Genomic DNA, 11,680 nt, shown 5'->3' with positions numbered 1-11,680 from the left:
ACCTCTCCCTATGGGAGAGGTGGAAGCCGCACTCAACGACAATCAAAACAACGGGGAAACACCGATGAAGGCCGCCGTCCTCTATGAAGTCAACAAGCCCCTGGTCATCGAGGATGTCAGCCTGCCGAAGCCCGGCCCGCGCGAAGTGCTGATCCGCACGTCGGTCGCCGGGCTCTGCCACTCCGATCTGCACTTCATGGAAGGCCTCTACCCGCATCCGCTGCCCGCGGTACTCGGTCACGAGTCCGCCGGCATCGTCGAGCAGGTCGGTTCGGACGTCACCTACGTCCGGCCCGGTGATCACGTCGTCACCTGCTTGTCGGTGTTCTGCGGCACCTGTGACAATTGCACCACGGGCCGCACCGTGCTTTGCACCGACACGACCGTAAAACTGCTGCCTGGCGTGTCCAACCGGATGCAGTGGAATAAGCCGGAGAAGCTGCACCAGTTTCTCAACCTCTCATCCTTTGCCGAGCAGATGCTGGTGCACGAGAACGCCATCGTCAAAATCCGCAAGGAGATGCCGCTCGATCTCGCCGCACTGATCGGCTGCGGCGTCATCACCGGCTACGGCGCGGTGGTGAACACGGCGAAGGTGACGGCCGGCGAGACCGTGGCGGTGATCGGCTGCGGCGGCGTTGGCATGGCCGCGATCGACGGCGCGCAGATCGCGGGCGCCGGCCGGATCATTGCGATCGACACCAATCCGGCTAAGCTCCAGCTCGCGACCAAGCTCGGCGCGACCGACATCATCAACCCCGCCGACGGCGACGTCGTGAAGCAGGTCCGTGATCTCACCAATGGCGGCGTGCATCATTCCTTCGAGGTGCTCGGCCGCAAGGAAACCGCCGAGCAGGCCTTCGCCATGCTTGCTTCCGGCGGCACCGCCACCATCGTCGGCATGATCCCGTTCGGCCAGAAGATCGAGCTGCACGGCTTTGATTTCCTGCGCGAGCGCCGGATCCAGGGCTCGTCCATGGGCTCAAACCATTTCCGCGTCGACATGCCGCGCCTGGTCGATTTCTATCTGCGCGGCCGGCTGCACCTGGAAGACTGGATCTCGGCCAAGCTGAAGCTGAGCGAGATCAACGAAGGTTTTGCCAGCATGAAGGCCGGCAAGACGCTGCGCAGCGTGATTGTGTTTGATAGCTGAGCGCTGGCGTGCACCAGCGTCGCTCCAATACAGGTGTCATCGCCCGGCTTGACCGGGCGATCCAGTACTCCGCAGCGGCCGCTGTGCGAACCAATTGCCGCTGCGGAGTACTGGATGCCCGCCTTCGCGGGGCCTGACAGCGGAGAGGATGCGAGCAGTACGCCCATCTCACCGCGACACGTGCGCTGACACCGCGAGCCATTTGCCGTTCTTCTTCGCCCAGCAATCGGTATAGCGCCCGGTCGCCTGCTGACCGTCCGCGGTCGTGTAGCTTGTCGCGGCGTGGATGATGGCGAAGTCACCCATGATGCGGATGATGACGTCGAACGCGTGCAGATTGCGGATCGCGATGGGCCGTGCTGTCTGCTCCAGGAATCCGGCGCGGTCGACCAGCGTCTTGTCGGGATTGGAGCAATAGAACTCCGGCGCCAGGATCTCGTCGAAACGCTTGACATCGCAATTCTGCACGGAGACGACGTAGTCGCGGTTGAGTGCGGTGAGCTGTTCGAGGTCCTGGCTCATGGTGCTTCCTCCTCCCGATCATTCCGGGGCGCGCATCGTGCAGCCCCCGGAATCTCTCAGTTGTTTTACTCCGTCATTGCGAGGAGCCCTTGCGACGAAGCAATCCAGACTGCCGCTGCGGATAGATTCTGGATTGCGTCGCTGCGCTCGCAATGACGAGCGGGGCCAAAATTAGTCGTCAAACATCTTCGGCGGCACGAACCCGCCAAACTCGCGCTCGATCAGCTCGGCCAGTCTCAAGGGGGTGCGGTCCTCGAGCCACGGGCCGACGATCTGCACGCCGACCGGAAGTCCATCCGGCGCAAAGCCGGTCGGGATCGCGGTCGCGGGCAGGCCGGGAAGCGTGGCGATGCCGGGCCAGGCGAGCTGGTCGGTATAGACGTGCTCCTTGCCATCGATCAGGATGCGGCGCTGCTCCTGGTCATCCGAGTGATCGTGAGGATAGGCCGGTGTCGGCATGATCGGGCAGATCACAGCATCGAAGGACTTGAACAGCTCGTGCCATTGCGCGCGCAGCCGTGTCCGGCCGCCGCGCGCCATCAGCCAGTCGCGATGGCTGAGCGCGATGCCGCGCAGGCGTTCAGCCTGCAGGCTGTCGTTGCTGGCCGGCAATGTGGCTGCTGCTGCAACTGCGCCGGCGTAGAATTCGGGCGGGAAGCTGGCGCCGAGAAACGACAGCAGCATCCGCATATAGAGGCGCGAGGACGCCGCGAAATCCGGCAGCAGCGGGCTGTTGCGCTCGATCTTGACGCCGGCCTTGGCAAGATTGTCGGCGAGCGTGTTGATGCTCCCGCGCACCGCAGTGTCGGTCGGCAGCACCGGATCGGTATCGACTACGAGGACGCGGAAATCTTTCAGCGCGCCGTGACGCGCGGCAGGCAGCTCGAGCCTGTAGGCGGTACCGTTGTCGAGCGGGTCGGGCCCGGCCATGACGTCGAGCACCAAGGATAGATCGCCCGCGCTCCGCGCCATCGGGCCGACCACGGCGAGATCACGCTCATAGGGTAATGGCGGAGCCGGCGGCGGCGTATGGCCGCGCGACGGCAACAGCTCGAAGCTCGGCTTGTGCGCGTAGACGCCGCAGTGAAACGCGGGCACGCGCAGCGAGCCACCGATATCCGAGCCGAGCGAGAGCGGGCCGTAACCGGCCGCGAGCGCCGCCGAGGAACCGCCGGAGGATCCGCCCGGCGTGCGGCCGAGATCATAGGGATTATTGGTGGTGCCGTAGATGTCATTGTAGCTCTGCCAGTCGGCCAGCGAGAGCGGGACGTTGGTCTTGCCGAGGACGATGGTGCCGGCCTCCTTCACCCGCGTCACCGGCAGCGCATCTTCCTTGGCAACAAAGTCCTTATGCGCGGGGTTGCCCCAGGTCGTGGGCAGGCCGGCGATATTATAGGATTCCTTCACGGTCATCGGCAGGCCGAGCAGCGGCTTGCGCTCGCCGCGCGCCAAGGCCGCATCCGCGCCACGCGCCGCGTCGAGGGCCCGATCGAAATCCTTGACGCAGATCGCGTTGATCTTGCCGTCGTGACGTTCGATGCGGTCGATCGCATCCTGCGTGAGCTCGACCGCGGAGACCTTCTTCGCCGTCAATGCGGCCGATAGCTCGACCGCGCTTTTGAAACTCCATTCCGATTTGGCCACGAGATGCTCCTGCGCTTCACTGGTGGATGATGCGCAGTTTTAGCCCATGCCGCAACCGTCGTTTGATCGCGGTTGATCTGTCCGGAACCCTATCCAGGCAGCATTCGCCGCATCACGCGATCGCGATAGATGAAGATATGGACGAGCGCGGCTGCGATGTGAATGCCGATGGTGATGAGCAGCGCCCATTCCATTGCCTGGTGGAGGCCGTCGATGGTGCGGCCGGCGGCTGCGTTGTCGGACGCGAGCATCGGCAGCGGCACGAGATAGAAAAACGAGACCGACCATCCGCGGAAGGACGCAAACAGCCAGCCCGAGAGCGTCGTCGCCAGCACCAGCGCGTAAAGCAGCCAGTGAACGGCTTCCGACGACAAGCGTTGCCAGGCGGGCAACGAGCTTTCAGGCGCGACGGGATGGGTGATGCGCCAGAGAAAGCGCAGCGCCGTCAGCACCAGGATCGTAATTCCAATCGACACATGGAAAGTCATGCCGGCGCCCGGGCTCATGCCCCGATGGATATCCGGCATGAGCCAGCCGATCGGGTATTGCACGGCAAGCAGTGCAACGATGAGCCAGTGGAAGAATTTAGCAGGTGTACCGTATTGAAGACGAATCGTCATGAGGATCCCGCGTTGGACGCCCGTGCGCAACGATGAATGAACGACGCAGTGTCACCGCCTACGCCGCTCCGATCAAGATGCCGACCGCCAGCACGATCGCACCGCCGAGCACGATCTGGAACACGGCCTGAAGGAACGGCGTGTCCATGTAGCGCGCGCGGATGAAGGCAATCGCCCACAATTCGAAGAACACGACGATCCCGGCGATGGCGGTCGCGATCCAGAATGCGTTGGGCCAGGTGTCCGGCACGAGATAGGGCATGGTATGGCCGAGGCCTCCGAGCGTCGTCATCGCGCCGCAGGTGATGCCGCGCAGCCAGGGCGAGCCGCGTCCCGTCAGCGAGCCGTCGTCCGACAGCGCTTCGGCAAAACCCATGCTGATGCCGGCGCCGATCGAGGCGGCGAGGCCGACGAGAAAAGTCTGCCAGTTCTGGTGCGTGGCGAAGGCGGCCGCAAACAGCGGCGCCAGCGTCGAGACCGATCCGTCCATCAATCCTGCGAGGCCGGGCTGCACATATTGCAGCACGAACATGCGGCGGTTGGTGCGGTCTTCTTCCGCGCGCACGTCGGAACTCAGGATCTGGTTCGTCAGCTTCGCGGCGGTCTCTTCGTGGCCTTTCTCGGCTTCGGCGAGATCGCCGAGCAGGCGGCGCACCCCGACATCCTGGGCCTGTTCGGCGGCCTTCACGTAAAAGCGCTCGGCCTGCATTTCCATGGTCTCGACTTCCCTGCGGATGGTGTCGAGCGGCAGGTTCTTGGTCAGCCAGATCGGGCGGCGCTTCAGGAATCCCTTGACGTCCTCGCGGCGGATCGGCGGCAGGTGCTTGCCGAAGCGCTGCTCGTACATTTCCAGCAGCATGTGACGATGGCCGCGCTCCTCCTCGGCCATCTGCTCGAACAGCTTTGCCGAGTCCGGGTAACGTTCCCTCAAATCCTCGGCGAAGGTCATGTAGATGCGGCTGTCCTCCTCTTCGGAGGAGATCGCGACCGCCAGAACCTCGCGCTCGGTCAAATCGGCAAAGTTTTTCACGAATTGCGCCTGTTATCAGTTTAGAACGATTCTAAATCGATATAGGCTGCAATTCGTTCAGGGTCAATTCACGCGCGCCGCGCAAACCCTAGCAGTCCACGCGCCGTTACAATGGCGCTTGAGAGCATGGCAGACGTACGGGTTCGAACTCTACATTGTGAATGGACGGGTGAATGATGGCCAAGGTCAAGTTTCGTCTGAACGATCCGCGGCTGGCGCCCCGCCGCACCAAGCTGGAAATCCCCGGATGGGCCGGCAAGCGCGAGCCGCGTGCGGACGGCTCGCGCGAGCAGGTCTGGCATTGCGTGCCGTTTTCCGAGGGCGCGCAATACGGCATCGAGCTGTTCTATCCCTATGATTTCGAGCTTCGCGTCACGACCAGGGAGGGGCACTTGATCCTCGAGGCCGATTGGGGCGAGCCGCCGGAAGGTGGCGCGGAATGGCCGCCGTTTCGCAAGTTTGGCGACGCCTTCTACACCTATCAGATCCTGCTCGATCTCAAGGTCGAAAAAGGCCTGGCGATTCGCACCGAGCCGCATCCGCGGTTCTATACCGATCCGACCGACACCGTGCCGATTGCCGTCCCTGCGCTGATCCGCAATTGGTGGCCCATGATGTTCTTTTGCGTCTTCAAGGCGCCGGCCGAGGGCCGAACCCATATCTTCCGGCCGAACGAGCCGTTCGCGCAAATCATCGTCGTTCCTGAGGAAGCGAACTTCGAACTCGAGCCCATGGGCGAGGAGGAAGCGGCAGAGCGCGAGTTGCAAGCCCGCCGGATCTACAGCAATCGGCCCAAACTGGCGGCCGGCACCGAGTGGACATCGTCATCTGATACCGTGTTCGACGGTACTTACCGGCACCTGCACCGCGCGGCAAAGGACAAGGCCCGTAACGAATAGGGCGTTTTCGAGCGAAACGGACACCGGTTCGCATAACGAAGCGCGTCAAAACAGGAATCAGAGCCCGCGTTCCGATTCCATCGCTTTAGAGCGGACGACCGTTCCTGGACTTGCCGTCATCATCGACGATCGTGATGGGTGATTTGCCCAACTTTCCCTGCTTCGGGCCATCGAAAGCAAACAGGACCCGTAGGTCCTGTTCATCTCATTCCTGGCGTCGCGACCTCAATAGTCGCGGCGATAGAAGCTGTGATGGTGGTGGTGATGGTGATGATGGTGGTGATAATACCGCCGATATCGCGGGACCACCACGACCGGTGCGTCGTAGTCGTAATAGCGACGACGATAGAAGCTGTGGTGGTGATGGTGATGATGATGATGGTAGTAAAATTGAGCGACCTGAACATTGTCGCTCGCTTTTGGCGGAGCCGCTTCATCGATGGCTTGTAGCAGCGCGCTGGCGTTGGCAATCGGCTCCAGCAGCTCGGCGTATGAATTCGCCTGCAGGACGTCCGTCGGTGCAGGCGCAGCTTCGGCGGTGCCCAGCGTTCCGAGCGCAGCTACTGCTCCCAGTAATCCGGCGATCTTCTTGTCCAATGTCGTTCTCCATGGTCGCCGGATGCAGCTCCGGTGTCTCGCAACGTCGGATATTGCCGAATGTTCCCTGAACCGCCGATTAATACCTTGTGGCGGGAGGGTGGCGTTGCTTCAGCCGAAAGAGGCCGTCGCGGCGCGGTGGAGAAATTGTAACAGCAGCCGGCTCACCTCAGCCGGCTGCTCCTGCTGCACCCAATGGCCGGCGCCATCGACGAGATGGCAGCCCAGCATCCTGGTGCAGCCGCGTCCCTGCATGGCCTCGAACACGCCGGGGCGCTGATAGGTGCCCCAATCCTGCTTGCCCGAGATGAAGCAGGAGGGCACGTCGATGCTGCGGCCCGAAAACAGCTGCATCTCGTTGTTGAGCATGCCCGTCGTGCCGTAGCGATACCATTGCAGACCGCCCTGAAATCCGGTGCGGCCAAATTCGGCGCTGTAAAAAGCGAGGTCGCTGTCCGGCAGCCATGTGTTGGCGGCGATCGCAGCGGGCGATGGCATCTCCTTCGCGACCGTCTCGGCCATGGTCTCGCCGAGGTCCATCACGTAGTAGGTCGGCAGCTTTGCGAGCTCACCCGCAGACCATGATTTCAGCGGAGTGGGCTTGTTGTCGATCCAGTCCGCGCTCTTGTGATGGTAATAAGCGCGCAGGAAGTCATGCATGCCCTGTGGCGCGTGCTGCATGTCGGCATTGGCCGGACGTGTCGAATAGTACCATTGATAGTGAATGCGCGGGCGCGGCAGCGCGGCGAGCTCGCGATGAACGGGATCTTCGACCGGCGGCTTTACCGGCGTGTCGACCGTGTTGAAAGGTAACGGCGGCGCTCCGCCGAACGGTGCGCTCATCAACGTCACCGAGCGAAACACGTCGGGCCGGATCAGCGCGCACCACGCCGCGACCGGGCTGCCGAAATCATGTCCGGCCAGATCGACCTGCTTGTAGCCGAACGCCGACACCAGCGAGAGCCCATCGCGCACGAGGTTGAGGAGCGAGAATGGCGCGAGATCGCCGTCGTAGTCCGCGGTCCATCCGGTGGTGCGACCGTAGCCGCGCTGGTCGGGCGCGATCACGTGATAGCCCGCACAGCTGAGCGCCGGCATTACCTTGCGCCAGGAGAAGGCGAGTTCGGGAAAGCCGTGCAGCAACAGAATACAGGGACGGCCTTTGGTCTCGAAACCGGCCTCGAGCAGATGCATGCGCAAGCCGTTGATGCCATCGACATAACGCGAGCGGATACCGGCGGGGAGAGGGATGTCGGGAAGTGCAGTCATTGCTTTCTCCACACGGGTGGAATCGTAAGGTGGGCAAAGCGAAGCGTGCTCACCATAAGGAGCGGTGGGCAAGGCGCGCGTAGTGCGCGCCTTTGCCTACCCTGCGGCACCTCGGCTAACTCACACCGCCGCACACACGAATGCGTTGCCCTCGCGCTTGATCTTCCCCACCGACGGCGAGGGGAAATGCGCGGTGCAGCACAGCGTGTCGGTGTCACAATAGCGTTCAAGAAAGTTTCGACGCGTCGTGGCCGCCTTGGCCGGATCGACGTCGAACTTGATCGATAGCTCCGGGTACCGCGTCTGCAATGGCGAATGCATGAGGTCGCCGGAGAACACGGCGTCATCCTTGCCCCGGCCCATGGTGAAGGCGACATGGCCGGGCGTATGGCCCGGCGTCGTCAGGATGCGAACGTGATCGCCGATCTGGTGGTCGTTGCCGACGAGCTCATGGCGCCCTGCCTCGACCACCGGCAGTACGCTGTCGGCGAAGGGGGGGATCTCCGCTTTCGCATTCTGCTCGAACCAATGGTCGTATTCCTGCCTGGCGAAGACGTAGCGTGCCTTGGGGAAGGTCGGCACCCAGCGACCGTTCTCCATCCGCGTGTTCCAGCCGACGTGATCGACATGCAGATGCGTGCACATCACGAAATCGATGTCGTCCACGGCAAAGCCCGCGGCGCCGAGTGCCCGCAAATACGTGTCATCGGTCTTCATGTTCCATTTCGGCCGCGGTCGCGGCTTGTCGTTACCAATGCAGCTGTCGATCAGGATGGTGTGATGCGGTGTCTTCACCACATAGGACTGGAAGCACAGCAGCAGTACGTCCTGATCGTCCAGCGCCTTGGCTTCTCGCATCCAGCCCCGGTTCTCGGCCAGCACCTCGGGCGTCAGCCCCGGCAGCATCTCCAGCGCCGGGACGAACGAGGTTTCCTGCTCGATGACGCGATGGATGGTGAGGTCGCCGACCGCGTATTTCAGGCTCATGCTCGCTTCCTTTAAAATCAGTGCGCGTCGCGTACGGATGGAATGACGATATTGGAGAGGATGTCGATCGCGGCCAGGCCTTCCTTGGGCTGGCCGTATTGCGCGGCTGAAGTCATCACGACGAGATCAAGCTCGGGCACGATGAAGACGCGTTGACCGCCCCAGCCGAAGGCTGCAACCCATTTGATCTCCTTGCCGCCGGCCAGCGAGCGGCCCATCCACCATTGATAGCCGTAGAACAGCGTGCCGCCGAAATAGCCGACCGCCTGGAAGCGCGGCGTGATCGATTGCGCGATCCAGTCGGCCGGGACGATCTGCCGGCCCTTCCACCGGCCGTGATTGAGCACGAGCTGGCCGATCTTCGCCGCATCGCGCGGCCGCAACCGCAGGCCCGCGGCCGCTGCGATCTTGCCGTTCTTGTAGGCCTTCCACTCGACATCGGTGATTCCGAGCGGCTGGAATAGCGTTTCGCGCGCAAATGTCTCCAGCGGCTTGCCCGAGACGTGCTCGAGGATGTTGCCGAGCAGTTCAGTCCCGCCGCCATTATAGGCCCACAGCACGTCGGGCGGCGCAGCGACCGGCTTTGCGAGCACATAGCCGATCGGATCGGCTTCAAAGACGAGGTGCGGCTCGTCGTTTTTCGGATCGGTCCAGGCCCGCGCCTCGTCCCATGTGATGCCGGAGGACATTGTCAGCAGATGGCGCAGCGTGATGGCATCCCATCCCGGCTGCTTCACCGCTGCGGAGTCGGGGAAGAATTTCAGGACGGGCTCATCGACACCGGCGATGAGCTTGCGGTCGATCGCGATTCCGACCAGCAGCGAGGTCACGCTCTTGGTTGCCGAGCGCATGTCGTGCTTGGTCGTGGCGGCGAATTCGTACTGGCCGTCCGTCTGTCCCCAAGGCTGGTCGTAGCCGGGAAAATATTGCTCGAAGACAAGCTTGCCATGCCTGATGACGACGATCGAATGGACCGCGGTTGCCCGCTGCTCGAGTCGCGCCGCGATGCTGCACAGCTGCGCGCCGTCCATGCCGACATCGTCGGGCGAAGCGATCTCCCAGCCATCGTCGATCGATGACGGCGATCCGCAAGCCTGATTGGCTTGTCCGGGCGACATGCTCTCGGCCCGTAGATGGGTGCCTGAGACAGAGAGCGCGAGCAGAAGGCTCGCGCTGAGATTTGTGAGACGGGAGAACCGATCGCGCATCGTCATTCTCCCGCCATGTCTTGGCTACGCCGCCGGCGGCACCGAGATCTTCACGGAGGGCCGCTCCAGCATCTTCTGATGGAAGGCGTCGAGTTGCGGATAGGCCTTGCGCCAGCCGCAATCGGCAAAGCGGAAGTCGGCGTAACCGAGCACGCAAACGAGGCCGATCTGCGAGATGTCGAACGGACCGTTCAGCACGTCGGGCATGTTTTCGAAGCGCGCCATGCCGGTCCAGGCCCGGTTCCAGTGGTCGTCCGACCACGCCTGCCATTGCAACCCCTGCGGCCGCACCATCTTTTCGTAGCGACACAGCAGCATGGAATCGAGCATGCCGTTGATCAGCGAATGATTGGTCTTGGCCTTCCAGCGCCGCGGACCGTAATCCGGGATCAGGCTGCCGCCGGCCATCTCGTTCAGATATTCGACGATGACGTAGGAATCCAGGATCACGTCGCCGTCATCGGTGATCAGCACCGGCAGCTTCTTCAGCGGCGTAATGCGCGAATAGTCCTCGTTGACCGTACCCGGCGCGACGGTCGCGGACGTGAATTCGATCTTGTCGATCAGCCCAAGCTCGATCGCGGCGATGCGCACCTTGCGGGCGAAGGGCGAGGCTTGGGAGAAGGAGAGTTTCATGGGGACAATTCCCTGCAATCAAGTTCTTCGAACACTATCCCCACCGTCATGGCCGGGCTTGACCCGGCCATCCACGCGCTTCCGCGTGGCGAGACTGTGAGACGTGGATGCCCGGGACAAGCCCGGGCACGACGACGGTGGGCGTGACGAGCGTGCCCGACCTTACGCCGCAACGATCTCCTGGCGCTGCTCGCCGAGGCCTTCGATGCCGAGCGTGATGACGTCGCCGACATTGAGGAAGGTCGGCGGCTTCATGCCGAGGCCGACGCCGGGCGGGGTGCCTGTCGTGATGATGTCACCCGGCAGCAGGGTCATGAACTGCGAGACATAGGAGACGCACTTGGCCATCGAGAAGATCATGGTCTTGGTCGAGCCGGTCTGGCGGCGCTGGCCGTTGACGTCGAGCCACATCGACAGGTTCTGCACGTCCTTGATCTCGTCCTTGGTGGCGAGCCACGGGCCGACCGGCCCGAACGTGTCGTGCGACTTGCCCTTGGTCCACTGACCCAGGCGCTCGATCTGGAAGGCGCGCTCGGAGACGTCGTTGCAGACGCAATAGCCGGCGACGTAGTTCAGCGCATCGGCCTCCGAGACGTACTTGGCGCGGGTGCCGATGATCGCGGCGATCTCGACCTCCCAGTCGAGCTTCGTCGAGCCGCGCGGCTTCTCGACATTATCGTTCGGGCCGGAGAGCGAGGTGTTCGCCTTCATGAAGATGATCGGCTCGGTCGGAATCGCGGCGCCGGTCTCCTTGGCGTGGTCGCTGTAATTGAGGCCGATCGCGACGAATTTCGAGATGCCGGTGACGGGCGCGCCGAACCGCGGCTTGCCGGAGACTGCGGGGAGCGAGGCCGGATCGATCGCGGCGAGCTTCTTCAGGGATTCCGGCGAATAGGCCTCGCCGGTCAGGTCTTTCAGATGCGCAGATAGGTCACGCAACTGGCCTGATTTGTCGATCAGGCCGGGTTTTTCCGCACCCTTTTCGCCGTAACGGACAAGCTTCATTCTCGTTTCTCCCTTGGGATGGACTGATCGGTTAAATAGCTTCATGGAACAGGGCGGCGGGAAATTCAACCGCCGAAAATGGGGCGCATTGCAGTCCCCCGATTCAGGTG

General features: G+C 62.9%; 12 protein-coding genes. 2 read left to right on the top strand and 10 right to left on the bottom strand.

The features are described from left to right. Nucleotides 1-64 precede the first annotated feature (64 nt). Nucleotides 65-1,153, top strand: coding sequence for a Zn-dependent alcohol dehydrogenase (locus ACWAT4_RS37305; protein WP_449729418.1), 1,089 nt, complete (start codon nucleotides 65-67; stop codon nucleotides 1,151-1,153). A 168-nt stretch (nucleotides 1,154-1,321) separates the two neighbouring features. On the opposite strand, the gene ACWAT4_RS37300 is transcribed toward ACWAT4_RS37305, so the two are convergent. From ACWAT4_RS37300 to mbfA, 4 genes are all read right to left on the bottom strand, one after another. Continuing rightward, nucleotides 1,322-1,675, bottom strand: coding sequence for a nuclear transport factor 2 family protein (locus ACWAT4_RS37300; RefSeq protein WP_212426061.1), 354 nt, complete (start codon nucleotides 1,673-1,675; stop codon nucleotides 1,322-1,324). A gap of 171 nt (nucleotides 1,676-1,846) precedes the next feature. Beyond that, the gene (locus ACWAT4_RS37295) at nucleotides 1,847-3,319 is read right to left on the bottom strand and encodes an amidase (RefSeq protein WP_449729417.1); all 1,473 of its coding nucleotides are present in this window, start codon (nucleotides 3,317-3,319) and stop codon (nucleotides 1,847-1,849) included. An 89-nt stretch (nucleotides 3,320-3,408) separates the two neighbouring features. After that, nucleotides 3,409-3,939, bottom strand: coding sequence for a cytochrome b (locus ACWAT4_RS37290; protein WP_212426063.1), 531 nt, complete (start codon nucleotides 3,937-3,939; stop codon nucleotides 3,409-3,411). 58 nt (nucleotides 3,940-3,997) lie between these two features. Further along, nucleotides 3,998-4,969, bottom strand: coding sequence for an iron exporter MbfA (gene mbfA, locus ACWAT4_RS37285; protein ID WP_212302665.1), 972 nt, complete (start codon nucleotides 4,967-4,969; stop codon nucleotides 3,998-4,000). Nucleotides 4,970-5,145: 176 nt separating this feature from the next. On the opposite strand from mbfA, the gene ACWAT4_RS37280 reads away from it, so the two are divergent. Further along, complete coding sequence (locus ACWAT4_RS37280) at nucleotides 5,146-5,868, top strand: hypothetical protein (RefSeq protein ID WP_212426182.1); 723 nt, start codon at nucleotides 5,146-5,148, stop codon at nucleotides 5,866-5,868. Nucleotides 5,869-6,093: 225 nt separating this feature from the next. On the opposite strand, the gene ACWAT4_RS37275 is transcribed toward ACWAT4_RS37280, so the two are convergent. The 6 genes from ACWAT4_RS37275 to ACWAT4_RS37250 form a co-directional block, all read right to left on the bottom strand. Beyond that, a complete protein-coding gene (locus ACWAT4_RS37275; protein ID WP_212302664.1) occupies nucleotides 6,094-6,465 on the bottom strand; it encodes a hypothetical protein in 372 nt (123 codons plus the stop codon). Nucleotides 6,466-6,576: 111 nt separating this feature from the next. Further along, nucleotides 6,577-7,734: an alpha/beta hydrolase gene (locus tag ACWAT4_RS37270; RefSeq protein ID WP_449729416.1), complete on the bottom strand. Its 1,158-nt coding sequence runs from the start codon at nucleotides 7,732-7,734 to the stop codon at nucleotides 6,577-6,579. 120 nt (nucleotides 7,735-7,854) lie between these two features. Next, on the bottom strand, nucleotides 7,855-8,721 hold the full coding sequence (locus tag ACWAT4_RS37265) for an MBL fold metallo-hydrolase (protein ID WP_449729415.1): 867 nt from the start codon (nucleotides 8,719-8,721) through the stop codon (nucleotides 7,855-7,857). 17 nt (nucleotides 8,722-8,738) lie between these two features. Further along, a complete protein-coding gene (locus ACWAT4_RS37260; RefSeq protein ID WP_449729414.1) occupies nucleotides 8,739-9,929 on the bottom strand; it encodes a serine hydrolase domain-containing protein in 1,191 nt (396 codons plus the stop codon). 24 nt (nucleotides 9,930-9,953) lie between these two features. After that, on the bottom strand, nucleotides 9,954-10,565 hold the full coding sequence (locus tag ACWAT4_RS37255) for a glutathione S-transferase family protein (RefSeq protein WP_212302660.1): 612 nt from the start codon (nucleotides 10,563-10,565) through the stop codon (nucleotides 9,954-9,956). A 162-nt stretch (nucleotides 10,566-10,727) separates the two neighbouring features. Continuing rightward, a complete protein-coding gene (locus tag ACWAT4_RS37250; protein WP_212302659.1) occupies nucleotides 10,728-11,570 on the bottom strand; it encodes a fumarylacetoacetate hydrolase family protein in 843 nt (280 codons plus the stop codon). Nucleotides 11,571-11,680 lie beyond the last annotated feature (110 nt).

Source organism: Bradyrhizobium sp. T-1, from assembly GCF_053592855.1.
Note: the sequence above shows the minus strand (reverse complement) of the source record. Positions and strands in the feature narration are given on the sequence as shown.